Annotated in this window: 18 protein-coding genes; 2 read left to right on the forward strand and 16 right to left on the reverse strand. The window is 63.0% G+C overall.

Features of this window, described 5'->3' with window-relative positions; genetic code table 11:
• Nucleotides 1-31: 31 nt before the first annotated feature.
• The 12 genes from B4F51_RS24400 to B4F51_RS24455 all read right to left on the reverse strand — a co-directional run bounded on the left by B4F51_RS24400 (nt 32) and on the right by B4F51_RS24455 (nt 9,727).
• Entirely contained in the window at nt 32-1,138 is a 1,107-nt protein-coding gene (locus B4F51_RS24400; RefSeq protein ID WP_296229430.1) for a MucB/RseB C-terminal domain-containing protein, read from the reverse strand.
• 11 nt (nt 1,139-1,149) lie between these two features.
• Nucleotides 1,150-1,782: a sigma-E factor negative regulatory protein gene (locus B4F51_RS24405; protein ID WP_296229431.1), complete on the reverse strand. Its 633-nt coding sequence runs from the start codon at nt 1,780-1,782 to the stop codon at nt 1,150-1,152.
• Between the two features lie 119 nt (nt 1,783-1,901).
• Entirely contained in the window at nt 1,902-2,501 is a 600-nt protein-coding gene (rpoE, locus tag B4F51_RS24410) for an RNA polymerase sigma factor RpoE (RefSeq protein ID WP_296229432.1), read from the reverse strand.
• Nucleotides 2,502-2,562: 61 nt separating this feature from the next.
• Nucleotides 2,563-3,054 carry a hypothetical protein gene (locus B4F51_RS24415; RefSeq protein WP_296229434.1) on the reverse strand — a complete coding sequence of 164 codons (492 nt, stop codon included), beginning with the start codon at nt 3,052-3,054 and terminating at the stop codon, nt 2,563-2,565.
• Between the two features lie 51 nt (nt 3,055-3,105).
• Nucleotides 3,106-4,338, reverse strand: a complete 1,233-nt coding sequence (gene fabF / locus B4F51_RS24420; RefSeq protein WP_296229436.1) for a beta-ketoacyl-ACP synthase II — start codon at nt 4,336-4,338, stop codon at nt 3,106-3,108.
• Nucleotides 4,339-4,451: 113 nt separating this feature from the next.
• Nucleotides 4,452-4,691: an acyl carrier protein gene (gene acpP / locus B4F51_RS24425; RefSeq protein WP_199030069.1), complete on the reverse strand. Its 240-nt coding sequence runs from the start codon at nt 4,689-4,691 to the stop codon at nt 4,452-4,454.
• 187 nt (nt 4,692-4,878) lie between these two features.
• Nucleotides 4,879-5,628 (reverse strand): 3-oxoacyl-ACP reductase FabG, encoded by a 750-nt coding sequence (gene fabG, locus B4F51_RS24430; protein WP_296229437.1) that lies wholly within the window; start codon nt 5,626-5,628, stop codon nt 4,879-4,881.
• A 14-nt stretch (nt 5,629-5,642) separates the two neighbouring features.
• On the reverse strand, nt 5,643-6,572 hold the full coding sequence (gene fabD / locus B4F51_RS24435) for an ACP S-malonyltransferase (protein WP_296229438.1): 930 nt from the start codon (nt 6,570-6,572) through the stop codon (nt 5,643-5,645).
• 32 nt (nt 6,573-6,604) lie between these two features.
• The gene (locus B4F51_RS24440) at nt 6,605-7,585 is read right to left on the reverse strand and encodes a beta-ketoacyl-ACP synthase III (RefSeq protein ID WP_296229441.1); all 981 of its coding nucleotides are present in this window, start codon (nt 7,583-7,585) and stop codon (nt 6,605-6,607) included.
• Nucleotides 7,586-7,624: 39 nt separating this feature from the next.
• The gene (gene plsX / locus B4F51_RS24445; RefSeq protein WP_296229442.1) at nt 7,625-8,686 is read right to left on the reverse strand and encodes a phosphate acyltransferase PlsX; all 1,062 of its coding nucleotides are present in this window, start codon (nt 8,684-8,686) and stop codon (nt 7,625-7,627) included.
• A gap of 204 nt (nt 8,687-8,890) precedes the next feature.
• Nucleotides 8,891-9,070: a 50S ribosomal protein L32 gene (gene rpmF, locus B4F51_RS24450; protein ID WP_296229443.1), complete on the reverse strand. Its 180-nt coding sequence runs from the start codon at nt 9,068-9,070 to the stop codon at nt 8,891-8,893.
• A 117-nt stretch (nt 9,071-9,187) separates the two neighbouring features.
• Nucleotides 9,188-9,727 carry a YceD family protein gene (locus B4F51_RS24455; protein ID WP_296229444.1) on the reverse strand — a complete coding sequence of 180 codons (540 nt, stop codon included), beginning with the start codon at nt 9,725-9,727 and terminating at the stop codon, nt 9,188-9,190.
• Nucleotides 9,728-9,945: 218 nt separating this feature from the next.
• Between B4F51_RS24455 and B4F51_RS24460 the strand changes: the two genes are divergently transcribed.
• Nucleotides 9,946-10,542, forward strand: coding sequence for a Maf-like protein (locus B4F51_RS24460; RefSeq protein ID WP_296229446.1), 597 nt, complete (start codon nt 9,946-9,948; stop codon nt 10,540-10,542).
• Between the two features lie 3 nt (nt 10,543-10,545).
• Nucleotides 10,546-11,277: an SAM-dependent methyltransferase gene (locus tag B4F51_RS24465; RefSeq protein WP_296229448.1), complete on the forward strand. Its 732-nt coding sequence runs from the start codon at nt 10,546-10,548 to the stop codon at nt 11,275-11,277.
• 14 nt (nt 11,278-11,291) lie between these two features.
• Here the strand turns inward: B4F51_RS24465 and B4F51_RS24470 are convergent, their stop codons facing one another.
• Genes B4F51_RS24470 through B4F51_RS24485 form a run of 4 tightly spaced genes read right to left on the reverse strand, consistent with a single transcriptional unit; the run spans nt 11,292 to nt 14,503 of the window.
• Entirely contained in the window at nt 11,292-12,395 is a 1,104-nt protein-coding gene (locus B4F51_RS24470; protein ID WP_296229450.1) for a S49 family peptidase, read from the reverse strand.
• A gap of 39 nt (nt 12,396-12,434) precedes the next feature.
• Nucleotides 12,435-12,830 (reverse strand): Rieske (2Fe-2S) protein, encoded by a 396-nt coding sequence (locus B4F51_RS24475; protein ID WP_296229466.1) that lies wholly within the window; start codon nt 12,828-12,830, stop codon nt 12,435-12,437.
• Nucleotides 12,823-13,482, reverse strand: coding sequence for an HAD-IA family hydrolase (locus tag B4F51_RS24480; protein ID WP_296229452.1), 660 nt, complete (start codon nt 13,480-13,482; stop codon nt 12,823-12,825). The genes B4F51_RS24475 and B4F51_RS24480 overlap by 8 nt, the downstream gene beginning before the upstream one ends.
• Nucleotides 13,463-14,503: an RluA family pseudouridine synthase gene (locus B4F51_RS24485; protein ID WP_296229453.1), complete on the reverse strand. Its 1,041-nt coding sequence runs from the start codon at nt 14,501-14,503 to the stop codon at nt 13,463-13,465. Before B4F51_RS24485 ends, B4F51_RS24480 begins: the two co-directional genes overlap by 20 nt.
• Nucleotides 14,504-15,037 lie beyond the last annotated feature (534 nt).

Genomic DNA, 15,037 nt, shown 5'->3' on the forward strand with positions numbered 1-15,037 from the left:
GATCACCCGCGCAGCCAAGATAGGCGCCGGCTCACTGCGGCGCGCTGGCCGACCTGTTGGTCGCGCTGGCCGCGTTGGCGGCAATCGGCTTGTAGTCCACAGCCGCGCCAAACTGCTTGATGGTAGCAAACGGCACTTCGCCCACCACTGTCAGCCAGAAATCGGCAATGCGACGCACCATCAAGTGTGTGGCACCCTGGGAGAAGAACCCCTCGCTGCGCATGCGCTTCTCGGACACCGGCTCGATGAAGAGCGATAACCCGGCAAGCCCATCGCTGAACACGACCTGCTGCACCTCGACGCCCGAACCACTCTTGCCAGCCGGCGCAATGCCGCCCAGCGGACGACGCACTTCACGAATCTTCTGGAAGCCCTTGATGGGGACACCGATGGTCCAACCCTGCTCAGCCAGATTGGTCGGCTGCGTGACGATCTCGTACTGGTTCCAGCCACTCAGGCTCTTGAGCGCTGCAACGATCTTCTGCTTCTCCGACGGCACGCCCACCTCGACTTGCGAGAAGGCGACCTGTTCCAGCACCTTCCCGTCCTCGCCGATGGTCTGGGCGCGTATCAGCAAACCGCTGTTGCGTTCAGCCCAGATGCGATAGGCATAACGGAAGCCGTCTTTCGGATCAAGCTGGAAGACCTCGCAGTCCATGCCGGCCACCCGCTCAGCAGCCAGATGGCGCATATCGTATTGATCGAGCACATCACCATTGGTGGTGGCGAGCAGCGCCGGGAAGCTGTCCTTGTGCTCCTGCTTCTCCGTCACGACCAGCTTGACGTCGTAGATCAGGTTCCGGACAACATCGTTCTGCCGTAGCAATTCGTGCTGCTTGCCGTCCAACGCCTCGACGCGCTCGTACTCGTTGTTGAACAGATCGGTGTAATGCTGGATGCGGGTGGAATGCATGCCGGTGCCACGCTGGTACGTCAGCGTGCCGACATAGTTCTGCTTGAGGGCCGCGCGATGAATCTTGGTCAGCCAGGAAGCAGCATCCTTGCGCGGCATGGGCTCCGGCTGCGACTGTGCAGCCGCCGCCAGCGCCGAAACACACAGAAGAAGAAAAACGGACCGACGAACGGCCTGCAGCTTGCGAGCGCCTGCCCCGGCAACGGGGTGCCACACCTTCGACATGGATGCCCGCATTATTCCTGATTCGAGTCCTGAGAGTTTGCCACCCCATTGGCGACGGCTCGCAGATAGGGAACCACCATGCCGTTAGTCGCGGACTGGCGATGGGCGCTCAGGTATTCGTCCAGGCGGGCATCGCGGATCATCGGCGTGGCATCGGCAGCAGCCACAGTCACGGCCTGCGCATCGGCACCCTGTGCCGCCTTGGCGACCAGTGCGGGCGAGGCGTTGCCTCCATCGGAGGGGCCGCGCAATTGCGGCACAACCACCCAGCTAACGGCCGCCACCGCCGCTGCCACGGCCGTCGTTGGCATGATCCGGCGGACCCACGAGGGGCGGACCAGAAAGCGATGCCTCTCTTGGGCTTGCGCGCGCTGCGCCACAGCCGGCACCAGCAGGTGCGGCTCGGCCTCGAGCTTGGCCGAGAACCGGCTGAGAAAATACTCGGAGGAACGCGTGTTCAGCAAATCTTCCGACCGGAGCACATCACTGATCAGTTGATACTCGCGCCAGTGAGCCGCACCCTCACCATCCTCGACCAGTTCCACGACAGACGACACCTCGTGCGCCGCCAATTCACCATCCATCAAGGCGGAGATGCGCTGTGCGAACTCCGCTTCTGCCGTCTGCATTTGAGCCTGACCCATTTCCCGACCCCAAAAAACTCCAACGTCCAATCAACGATCCGAGAGAAGACTTCCCGAGGTTTCACCGTTTGCGGCCAGGTCACTCACACCCGCGGCCGCCGGCTTGTCATATCGGCTGGCTACCACCGTTTGCCCTCGACTGTTCCCAGCAGGGGGCGCAACTTCTCGGCAATCGCCTCGCGTGCCCGGAAGATCCGTGAACGGACCGTCCCGATCGGGCATTCCATCGCTTCGGCGATTTCCTCATAGCTCAGACCCTCGATCTCCCGGAGCGTGATTGCGGTACGCAATTCTTCGGGCAGCGCCTCCATCGCGCGGTTGACCGTTTCGGCCACCTGCTTGGTGTGCAGCATGGAGTCCGGCGTATTGATATCCCTTAGTTGTTCACCGTCGGCAAAAGTTTCAGCCTCTTCAGTGTCGATGTCACTGGACGATTCGGGGCGCCGGCCCTGCGTCGCCAGGTAATTCTTGGCCGTGTTGACGGCAATGCGATACAGCCACGTATAGAACGCGGACTCGCCCCGGAATTGGGGCAGCGCACGGTAGGCCTTGATAAAGGCATCCTGTGCCACATCCTCGACTTCCGCCGGATCACGGATCAGACGCGAGATGAGGCGAATGATCTTCCGGTGGTACTTGACCACCAGCAGCTCAAACGCCCGCTTGTCGCCTTGTTGGACGCGTTCGACGAGGATCTGGTCGGCTTCGCGTTCGCTCACGGATTCTTCACCTGCAGTGTATCGTCTTGAATTTTTGTGACTTCGAAACGTTGTATTTTACCTACGACACACCGGCTGCCCGAGAGCCAACCGGTGGCGGCCCCAGGCGCAACAGACTTCGCGTGCGACGCAATGGCCCGGCGGCGAACCAGGGCGGCATCAGCACGAAGATCTGCGGACACCAGCCGCGCTGCGCGACACCCAGGACCAAAATGCGCTCGCCGAACGGCCATGACCATAGCAGAGGCGCATTTCTGACCGCTTGAGACATCTCCAGCCGGACCTGCCAGACCGCTTGGCCTGGCTCGCCATCTTCTTTGAGACGCGCGCGCCACATCAGTTCCATCGCAAGCGGCGAACGGTTCATCGCCAGCGGAATACACGCCGTGATCGCCAACACGCAGATCGCAATCCACGCCGCCTTCGGCAGCGTCGCACCCCATGCGCCGATCAACCAGCACAAAACAATGCCGACAAGACCCGCCATGCCAAGCCGGGCGATCATGCACAGCCGCCGATACGGCGCCGGAAAGACGATGCGCTGGACGATCAAGGTAGAAGCAACATGCGGCAGCGCGACCCTCCGGCCACGCGCCGCAATGTCTTACGGACGCTTGAATACCAGCGTGCCGTTGGTCCCGCCGAAGCCGAAGTTGTTCTTCACGGCCACGTCGATCTTCATGTCACGCGCGGTATTGGCGCAGTAATCGAGATCGCACTCCGGGTCCTGATTGAAGATGTTGATGGTCGGCGGCGACACCTGATTGTGCAGCGCCAGCACCGTGAACACCGACTCCAGGCCGCCCGCCCCGCCCAGCAGGTGGCCGGTCATAGACTTGGTGGAGTTCACGACGACCTTGCCGGCGTGATCGCCGAAAGCCGCTTTGATGGCGTCGGATTCGTTCTTGTCACCCAGCGGCGTGGACGTGCCGTGTGCGTTCAGATACTGAACCTGGTCTGCGTTGATGCCGGCGTCGCGCAGTGCGTTGAGCATGCAGCGGCGCGGACCGTCCATGTTCGGCGCGGTCATGTGATACGCATCGCCGCTCATGCCGAAGCCAACGACTTCCGCATAGATCTTGGCGCCGCGTGCCTTGGCCGCTTCGTACTCCTCGAGCACCATCACGCCAGCGCCCTCGCCCAGCACAAAGCCGTCGCGGTCCTTGTCCCACGGGCGGGACGCGGTTGCCGGATCTTCGTTGCGGGTCGACAGTGCGCGCGCCGCAGCAAAGCCGCCGATGCCCAGTGGCGAGACGGTCGATTCCGCGCCGCCGGCGACCATCACATCGGCGTCGCCCGCCTGAATCAGGCGCGCGGCAAGGCCAATGCTGTGCAAACCGGTCGTGCAGGCTGTCACGGTGGCCAAGTTCGGCCCTTTCAGACCATGCATGATGCTCAGGTGACCCGAGATCATGTTGATGATCGAACCCGGCACGAAGAACGGCGAAATGCGGCGAGGGCCGCGTTCCATGTACGTGGCGTGGGTGTCCTCGATCATCGGCAGACCACCGATGCCCGAACCGACCAGCACGCCGACGCGCTCGGCGTTGGCTTCGGTCACTTCCAGCCCGCTGTCCTTGAGCGCCTGCACGCCGGCAGCGATGCCGTAATGGATGAAGGTATCCATCTGGCGGGCGTCCTTGGCCGAGATGTATTCCTCGACGTTGAAGCCCTTCACCTCGCCGGCGAAGTGCACGGCCAGATTGGAATGATCGAATTTGGTGACGGTGGCAATGCCGGACTTGCCGGCGACCAGATTGGCCCACCCTTCGGCGACCGTATTGCCCACCGGCGAGACCAGCCCCAGGCCGGTTACGACTACGCGACGACGGCTCACTATGCTTTCCTGCAACTCTGTATCAGCGACAAAGGCCACAGAAAGCGCGCCACCCGGTCAAACCGGACAACCGCCCTTTCTGTGGCCCGCGATGTCAAGAGATCGATTGACGCTTACGCCTTGACGTGGGCGGTTGCGTAGTCGATAGCTTGTTGCACCGTGGTGATCTTCTCGGCTTCCTCGTCCGGGATTTCCATACCGAACTCATCTTCCAATGCCATCACTAGCTCAACCGTATCGAGCGAATCCGCGCCCAGATCGTTCACGAACGACGATTCGTTCTTGATGTCCGCCTCGGCTACGCCGAGTTGTTCAGCGACGATCTTCTTGACGCGTGCTTCGATGTTGTCCATTTAACCCTCCAGGGAAGTCTTCGACAAAAAGTGCGCGCATTCTAGCAGGTTTGCGCGATGAAAAACCGCGCTGAAATTCATGCAGAAAGTGCGCCCAACGTGATGCTAAAAGCCTGTTAATTCGGCGATTTCACAAAATTCCGCGCCAAGCGCAAGACCCCGCACAATCGCCGCCGGGACGGCTTCCTTATCCCATGTACATGCCGCCGTTGACGTGCAGCGTCGAGCCCGTAATGTAGCCCGCCGCCGGTGACGCCAGGAAGGCAACCGCGCTGGCGATATCTTCCGGTGCGCCCAGGCGGCCCAGCGGAATCTGTGCCTTCAGCGCGGTATGTTGCTCTTCCGACAGAACCTTCGTCATGTCGGTATCGATAAAGCCCGGTGCGATGCAGTTGACCGTGATGTTGCGGCTGCCAATCTCGCGGGCCAGTGCACGCGACATACCTTCCACACCGGCCTTGGCCGCCGCGTAGTTGGCCTGACCCGGGTTACCGGCCGAGCCCACCACCGAGGTGATGTTGATAATGCGGCCACCGCGCGCCTTCATCATCGGGCGCAGCACAGCGCGTGACAAACGGAATACGGCCGAGAGATTCGTATCGATAACCGACACCCACTCCTCGTCCTTCATGCGCATCGCCAGGTTGTCTTGCGTGATGCCGGCATTATTGACGAGGATGTTCAGGCCGCCGTGGGCCTTGATGGCCTCGTCGATGACGGCTTCACAGCGCGCGGCGTCATTGACGTTGAGCACCACACCCGCACCCTTCACGCCGGCCTCGGCAAAGTAGGCCGTGATGGCCTGCGCACCGGCTTCCGACGTGGCCGTGCCGACCACCGTCGCACCCTGGCGCGCCAGTTCCAGCGCGATGGCGCGGCCGATGCCGCGCGAAGCGCCGGTAACGAGCGCGACCTGGTTATTCAATGCTTGGGTCATACGAATCCCGTTGATTACTTGAGTTGGCCCAGCACGGCTTCAAGCGTTGCCGGATCGAAGATCGCATCGCCGATGATCTCGCCATCGATGCGTTTGGTCAGGCCAGCCAACACCTTGCCCGGGCCGCACTCGACCACGCGGGTGATGCCATCGGCCTTCATCTTCTGAACCGTCTCGACCCAGCGCACCGGCGAGGCCGCTTGGCGCACCAGCGCATCCTTGATGGCTGTCGGATCGCTCACGACCGCCACGTCCACGTTGTTGATGACAGGAATGACCGGCGTGTTGACGGTGACGCCGGCAAGATACTCGCGCAGGCGATCCGACGCCGGCTTGAGCAGCGACGAATGGAACGGCGCCGACACCGGCAGCGGCAGCGCGCGCTTGGCGCCCTTCGCCTTGGCGATCTCACAGGCCTTTTCGACAGCGGCCTTCGCTCCGGCGATCACTACCTGCGCCGGCGCGTTGAAGTTCACTGCTTCGACCACGCCCGCAGCCGAGGCTTCGACACAAGCGGTACGCACGTCGTCGTCGGACAGGCCAAGGATTGCAGCCATGCCCCCCTCGCCCACCGGCACGGCTTCCTGCATGGCCTTGGCACGGAAGCGCACCAGCGGCACAGCATCCTTGAATGCAATGGCGCCCGCGGCCACCAGCGCAGAGTATTCACCCAGGCTATGACCGGCCACCACGGCCGGCACCGGGCCACCTGCCGCCTGCCATGCGCGATACACAGCGACGGCGGCCGTCAGCATGACCGGTTGCGTGTTGGCGGTCAGGTTCAGTTCTTCGGCCGGGCCTTCGGCAATCAGCTTGCCGATATCCTGACCCAGCGCGTCGGATGCTTCGGCCAGCGTGGCGGCGACGGCCTGATGATCGGCAAACGCATTGAGCATGCCGACCGATTGCGAACCCTGGCCGGGAAAGACGAAAGCGAATGTCATGGCTCGTATTGTCTATTCTGGAAATTCGTCGATCAGAAGCGCAGCAGTGCCGCGCCCCAGGTAAAGCCACCGCCCACGCCTTCGAGCATCACGTGCTGGCCACGTTGGATACGGCCATCGCGCACGGCGACATCCAACGCCAGCGGAATCGATGCCGCCGACGTGTTGCCGTGCTCGTCGACGGTCACGATCAATCGCTCATTCGACATGCCCAGCTTCCTGGTCGTGCCCTGCATGATGCGGATGTTGGCCTGATGCGGAATCAGCCAATCGACCTGCGAGGCATCGAGCTCCGCGGCAGCCAGCACTTCGCGCGCGACCTTATCAAGCACGTTCACCGCCAGCTTGAAGACGGCTTGTCCATCCATGTAAAGGAAGGCACTGCCCTGGATCGCGCCCGCGGCCACGTTGCCCGGCACGCACAGGATGTCGGCGTGGCTCCCGTCGGCGTGCAAGGCGGTCGACAGGATGCCTGGCTCATCCGAGGCCTGCAGCACCACGGCGCCAGCACCGTCGCCGAACAGCACACAGGTAGTGCGGTCGTTGAAATCGATGATGCGCGAGAACACTTCCGAGCCGATCACCAGCACGTTGCGGTACGCACCCGAACGGATGAACTTGTCGGCCGTCGCCAGCGCGTAGACAAAACCGGAGCACACAGCCTGCACGTCGAATGCGGGACAACCATTTGTGATGCCCAGCTTCTGCTGCACGAGACACGCCGTGCTCGGGAAAACGAAATCCGGCGTCGACGTAGCCACCATGATCAGATCGATCTCGGCGCGGTCGATACCGGCTGCCTCGATGGCGCGCTCGGCCGCCTTCACGGCGAGGTCGCTGCACGTGACATTGGCTTCTGCGAAACGGCGCGCGTGGATCCCGCTGCGCGTGACGATCCATTCATCGCTCGTCTCGATACCCTTCTCGGCCAGCTGGGCAGCCAGCTCGTGATTGGTGACCCGCTTGGGCGGCAGGTAGCTGCCCGTGCCGATGATCCTTGCGTAACGTGTCATGTGCGGTGAGGTGAAATCTGACTCGGAAGCGACGCGCTTTTAAGCGGCATCAGCAGCCGGAGTGGAGGTGGAGACCGGCGCAGCGCCCGCTGCGTCATGGTTCGATTCGAACGCCTGCGCAATGCGGGCGATCACGCCGTTGGCCGCCGCGTCGTAGGCGCGCTTGATGGCCCATTCGAACGCATAGGCGTCGGCTGAGCCATGGCTCTTGATCACCAGCCCACGCAACCCGAGCAGCGCAGCGCCATTGTGACGACGATAGTCTACGCGTCGTTTGAAACGCGACAACACCGGCAGCGCCACCACGGCGAGAAGCTTGGTGACCCAGGAACGGCTGAATTCTGCGCGCAGCATCTCACCAATCATCTTGGCGAGGCCTTCGCTACTTTTGAGCGCCACGTTGCCGGCAAAGCCATCGCAGACGACGATGTCCGTCGTGCCCTTGAAGATGTCGTTACCCTCAACGTTGCCGAAGAAGTTGAGGTCGGAGGCACGCAGCAGCTCACCTGCCTGCTTGACGACCTCGTTACCCTTGATGACTTCTTCGCCAATGTTGAGCAGACCGACCGTTGGACGCGGCTTGTGCTCGACCACCGACACCATCGCCGAGGCCATCTGCGCGAACTGCAGCAGGTGCTCAGGCTCGCAGTCAGCATTGGCACCAAGATCCAGCACCGTGGTGCCGGAGCCCTTCTCGTTCGGGATGGCGGTGGCAATCGCCGGGCGATCGATACCGTCCAGCGTCTTGAGCACGTAACGCGACACCGCCATCAGGGCGCCGGTGTTGCCAGCGGAGACGCAAGCTTGAGCAGCGCCGTCCTTGACCTGATTAATGGCCACGCGCATCGAAGAATCCTTCTTCTTGCGCAGCGCCACCTCGACCGGATCGTCCATCGATACCACCTCGGAGGCGGCAACGACGTGGATGCGGGGGTTCGCGCTGGCGTGAAATCGCTTGAGCTGCGCCGCAATGACATCGGGCTGCCCGACGAGCAGCATTTCGACGTCTTCGTGTGCGGCGAGAAAGTGGATCGCTGCAGGGATTGTCACGCCAACGCCGTGATCACCACCCATGCAGTCGATGGCAAGCTTGATGGTCATGCGAGTCTGAATTGCGGTTTCACGTGCGGCTCCGGCCGTTGGCGCGCGTATGGTACACAACTCGGTGCATCATTCGATACGCGCTTTACCGGGGTTCCGTTCAGCAAAAAAGCGGCAAATTGGCTTGCCGCTTTTTTGTTTGCATCATGAACCTATACGTTCAGACCAACCCAACACGCTTAGCCAGTGTGCTGGCAAAACGCATCAGTCGTTCTTGGTCTTCACAACCTTGCGGCCGCGATAGTAGCCGTTCGGGCTCACGTGGTGGCGCAAATGGACCTCGCCCGTGGTCGGCTCGACAGCGATCGGGGCCGTCGCGAGGAAATCGTGCGAACGATGCATGCCGCGCTTGGACGGCGACTTCTTGTTTTGTTGAACAGCCATGACTGACTCCTAAGCAATTTGATCAATCTTATCACATCACACGGAGCCGGAGCGTAGCCATTCCGGTAGGCGTGTGAAACGTACTGCCATCAGCGCGCGCAACACCCGCGCACGCGCCTAATGTTTGGTCTTGAGATTGGCCAGCACCGCGAACGGCGACGGCTTCTTTTCGGCTTCGGCAGCTTCCGGCAAGACCTCATCCGGACACACCGCATGACGAGGCGACACGGGCAGCGCCAGCAGCAACTCGTCTTCAATCTGCGTAATCAGGTCGAAGCTGCGCGAGCCGACAATGACATCCGCCTCGTCGTCGTCCAGCGGGGCCGAATCGGCTTCCGCCTCCGAACGCATGACTTCCAGGCGCGTGTGCACCGGCAACGTCTGCTCATAGGCTTTCAGGCAGCGTTGGCATTGCAGCCAGACCGAGCCCTGCACTTCCAGATCGAGAAACAGATGCTGGCGAGCCGATTGGCCCGGCGCTGCGGTTTCGTCACGCACCGCACCCCGCACCTGCCAACGGAACTGCCTGCCGGCATCGGCCGGCGCGTCGGCGGCCTGCTCGGCCAGCAGACGGGGCATTTCGGTCAGGCTGACCGTACCGCTTGCCTGCTCACCGCTGCGGATGAACGCAAAAAGATCGAATGCACGAAAATCCACAGATCGAGCCCGCTGGATGCGCCACCCACGCCGAATGCGTCGTCATTAGTGCGCAAAACCTGATTTGGACCGCCTTGCGCGCCGCCCCGGCATCTTGCGCCTAGGCGCCCGGTTTGCGACACTGCGCGGCCAAACCGCGAAACGCAAAATTATAGCGGGCAAAAACCTCTGGCGTCAAAAGGTTTTCCGCGCAAAATCCACTGCATCTTCAAGCACTTATGACTTCTGCCTCGCGTCCGCCGCTGATTCTTGCTTCCAGCTCGCCTTATCGGCGGGAATTGCTCGAACGTCTGCGCCTGCCGTTCGAGATCGTGGTACCCAATATTGACGAGACGCCCGCTCTAGGTGAATCGCCCGACCAGACCGCCCTGCGCCTAGCCCTACAGAAGGCGGAGAAGGTGGCATCCGGCCATCCGGGGGCGCTGGTAATCGGCTCCGACCAGGTGGCCACGCTGGACGGCAAGCAGGTCGGCAAACCCGGCGACCATGCCCGCGCGCTGGCGCAATTGCACTGGATGCGTGGCCGCACCGTCACGTTTCACTCGGCGTTGTGCCTGTACGACGGCCGCACTGGCCAACATCAGAGCGAAGATGTCCGCACGCTGGCGACCTTCCGCAACCTCTCCGACGAAGAACTGGACGCCTACCTGCACCTGGAACACCCATATGACGTGGCCGGCAGCGCCAAGTCCGAGGGCCTCGGCATCGCTTTGCTGGAGCGTGTGGAATCCTCGGACCCGACCGCGCTGGTCGGCCTGCCGCTAATCGCGCTGGCCAGCATGCTGCGCAACGTGCACTACCCTCTCTTCGCGTAAATCATGGCGGGCACGCTTTACCTGATCCCCAATACGCTCGGCCTGCGCGACGCGGCCGACCCGTTGCCCGACGTGATTCCCACTGGCGTGCAGCACATCACTGCCCGGCTCGACTACTTCGTCGCCGAGCACGCCAAGACGGCGCGCGCGCTGCTCAAGAAACTGGCCGAGACGACACCGCTGGCGCGTCCGCTGCAGGAAATCACCATCCGAGAACTCAACGTCAAGACGCCGGAATCCGAGTTGGAAGCGCTGCTCGCACCGGTGATCGGCGGGCAGGATGCGGGACTGATGTCGGAAGCCGGCGTGCCGGCAGTGGCCGATCCCGGCGCGAACCTCGTTCGCCTGGCGCATCGGCATGGCGTGCGCGTGAAACCCCTGGTGGGGCCGAGCTCGATCCTGCTGGCGGTAATGGCGTCCGGCCTGAATGGCCAGAGCTTTGCGTTCAACGGCTACCTGCCAGTCGACGCGGGCGAGCGCAAAATCAAACTGCGCGCGCTGGAACAGGCCTCACGCGCGGCGGGGCAAACCCAGGTATTCATCGAGACGCCGTATCGCAATGGCGCGCTGCTGGAAGCCATCCAGGCCGCCTGCGCACCGGGCACGCTGCTGTCCATCGCCGTGGACCTGACGCTGCCCAGTGAGCAGGTCGTGACCCTGCCCGTGAGCGACTGGCGCGCCGACCGCATGGACTTGCACAAGCGGCCGGCCATCTTCTCGCTGCTGGCGCGCTGAATGCGCCGCAGCGCTTACTCCTTCATCAGCAGCTTGAGCTGACCCGTGGCGGCCAGCGCTTTCACAGCCCCCGCACCCATCGCCGTACCAAGCTTGCGCGCCACGCGCGAGGCGATGTTTTCCTTGACGGTGTAGTCGACCACATCCGGCGCCTTGATGACGTTGCGCGCGACGAAATCTGCGCTGCCGATGGCGTCCGCCAAGCCCAGATCGACCGCCTTGGCGCCCGTCCAGAACAAGCCCGTGAACAGCGTCGGATCATCCTTGAGCCGATTGCCGCGGCCCTGCTTGACGACGTCGATGAACTGCTGGTGCACCTCGTTGAGCATGTCCTGCGCATACTGCTTCTGCTGCGGCGACACCGGCGAGAACGGATCCAGCATCCCCTTGTTCGAGCCGGCCGTCAGCAGGCGGCGCTCCACGCCCACCTTGTCCATCAGTCCGGTAAAGCCGAAGCCATCCATCAGCACGCCGATCGAACCGACGATGCTCGCCTTGTCGACGTAGATCTTGTCCGCAGCGGCAGCCACGTAATAACCGCCCGAGGCGCACATCTCCTCGACCACCACGTACAGCGGGATGTTCTTGTGCTTGGCGCGCAGTCGGCGGATGTCGTCGTTGATCATGCCGGCCTGCACCGGCGAGCCACCCGGCGAGTTGATCTTGAGGATCACGCCGACCGTGTTGTCATCGGCAAACGCGGCATCGAGCGAGGCGTTGATGTTCTCGGCGCTGGCGTTCGTGTTGGCAGCGATCTCACCGTCGAGCGTGACGAGCGCGGTGTGCCGGCCGGCGCTGACCGTTTCGCCCTCAAGGCTGGCGAACGCATAAATGATCAAGCCGACGATACCCAGCGACACGAAGCGGAAGAAAATGCGCCAGCGGCGCGCGGCGCGCTGTTCGCGGATGGAGGCCATCAACACGTTTTCGAGCACCTCGCGCTCCCAGCCACCCGCCTGCGCGGCTGCCGCCGCAGCGGCAGCCTTGCCTGCCGCAGGACCACGCAGCTCGGCTTCAAGCGGGTGATCGGCCTGTTGCGTGACGTCCAGGGTTTCCGGTTTGCCAGCGCCCTCTTCAGGCGCGCCTTTGGGCTCGTTCGGCGGGTTCGAGTCGGTCATGGATGAGATGAGAAGCGGTCGAAGAGAAGGATGGCGCCATCATGCCGCAGGCGTCGGCGCGGGAACCGGCGCACGAAATAATGCATCGGGCTGCCACCACACCCCGCCATCGCGCTCGGCAATGTCGAGTTTGGAAAGATGCGCGCCCCGGCACGGCCCGCCGACGCAGCGGCCGGTATCCGGCTCGTAGATCGCGCCATGCGTCGCACACATCAGATACAGCCCCGAGCTTTCAAAAAACTGACCTTCCTGCCAGTCCAGTTCCATCGGCACATGCGCGCATTGGTTCAGATAGCCGTATACACCGCCGGCGTAGCGGACGACAAAAGCGCTGACCATGCGCCCGCGCACTTCCACGGAAAAACGCACACCCTGGCCGCCGTCTTCGAGCGCAGCGCTCTCACAGATGTGGACCGGCTCAGTCATCTCAGGCATGTTGCGCCAGCCAGCGATGCAGATCGGCAACCGACTGCGCGCAATACAGCGGCGTCAGCGCGTGCAGCACATCGGCAGGATGCGCGCCGTAAGCGACGGCCACGCCAGCGGCGCCCGCGTTGGCCGCCATCTGCAGGTCGTGCGTGGTGTCACCGATCATCAGCGTACGCTCGACATCCATGCCGAGATCACGCGTGAGTTCAAGCAGCATTGCCGGGTGCGGCTTGGAAAACGTCTCGTCGGCGCAACGCGTGTTGTCGAACACGCCCGTCAGGCCGGTGACCTCCAGGGCGCGCTGCAGGCCGACGCGCGACTTGCCCGTTGCCACTGCCAGCAGGTAGTTCTCGCCGCGCAGCGCGTCAAGCATCTCGCGCACGCCCGGAAACAGCACCAGCTGCGAATCCCGGCTGAGGTAGTGGAAGCGGTAGCGTTCGGCCAGCTTGCCGTAATCGGCGGGGTCAAGCGTCGGCACGGCATATTCAAGCGCATCGCGCAGGCCCAGGCCGATCACGTGGCTGGCATGTGCATCATCCGGCACCGGCAAGCCGAGGTCGCGGCAGGCAAGCTGGATCGACCGGGTGATCGCCGGCGTCGAATCCATCAAGGTACCGTCCCAGTCGAAGACGATCAGGTCAAAGCGCTGCTGCGGCATCGGAATCTAGATCCTGAGATTGGAAGGCTTTGAGGAATTCGGCGCACTCGGCCGGAAGCGGCGCGCTGAACGTGACGACCTCGCCGCTTTGTGGATGCGTCAACTGCAGGCGATGCGCGTGCAGGAACATCCGCGCCAACCGCGGCGATGCGTTGGCGCGGGATAGCGCCTTGTTCAGCGCGAAATCGCCGTATTTGTCGTCGCCGAGAATCGGGAAGCCCGCATGCGCAAGATGGACGCGAATCTGGTGCGTGCGGCCGGTCTTCAGCTCAGCTTCGAGCAACGTGTAGGGCCCGAACACGCCCACCTTGTTGAAGATCGTATGCGACGGCTGCCCGTCGGCCTGCACGCGCACGCGGCGCTCACCCTCGGGCGTGGTGAACTTGTGCAGCGGCGCCTTGATATGCTGGCGCTTGTGCGGCCAGACCCCCTTCACGGCGGCGAAATAGCGCTTGTCGAGCCGCCCTTCGCGAATCTGCTCATGCAGCGCCACCAGCGCCGAGCGCTTCTTGGCCAACAGCAGCACACCCGAGGTCTCGCGGTCCAGCCGATGCACCAATTCGAGAAACTTGGCCTCAGGGCGCGACTGACGCAACTGCTCGATCATGCCGAACGCCACGCCAGAACCGCCGTGCACGGCCACCCCGGCCGGCTTATCGATCACCAGCAGGTGCGTGTCTTCATGGAGGATCGTGAATTCTGCGGCCGGCACGGCACGCGGCGTTTCGGTCTGCTGAGCAATCCGAAGCGGCGGAATACGCACCAGATCGCCGAGTTTCAAGCGGTATTCGGCGTCGACGCGGCCCTTGTTCACGCGCACCTCGCCGGAGCGCAGGATGCGATAGACATGGCTCTTGGGCACGCCCTTGGCCAGGCGCATCAGGAAGTTGTCGATGCGCTGCCCCTCGGCGTCGTCGCCGATTTCTACGTAGGCGACCGACTTGCCGTCGAGCGCGTCACCGAGTGTGCCACGTGCGGCCTGTTGAATGCGGCCATCAAATGGATGGCGTAACTCATTCATTTTCAATATAATTTTCTCGCTGGACAGTCGTACAAGCGCCAGCAAGAGCCGGTCGGGACGAAACAACAGGTATTGTACACAGCCACCGTTTCCGTCCGGAACGTACCGATCTCCCGCCCACTTGTGTTACAAAGCTAATCACGTGGCCGGTCCAATCGGCACGAAAGCAGCACGCACCGCTGTCCCATCGCGCAGGACGTGAACCAAAGATCACGTCGGCAAGGTCGGCCAGCGTAGAACGAGCAGCTGGTAGAACAGAATTCAAAGGCGGGCGCCACATGGTCTCCATACGGCGCCCGCTTGGTGAAAGAAGCCCTTGCCGCACCACAGTTGGTGCCGGCCGGCTGAGTATCCGGTTACCGCATTGCCATGGCGGTCCGGCGGCAAAACTCTAACAAGCAGCACGCCGCCCGATCTGCCCGCCGCGGGTTTCGCCCGGACAGGCCGCGCCGTCTATTCGCTCTTTGTGGTCGCTTCACGCGACTCGCCGCCACCGGCCCGCCCGCACAACGCGCTGGGCCCGTGGCACGAGTG

The sequence above is a fragment of the Ralstonia sp. UBA689 genome (assembly GCF_002298975.1).
Lineage (GTDB): Bacteria > Pseudomonadota > Gammaproteobacteria > Burkholderiales > Burkholderiaceae > Ralstonia.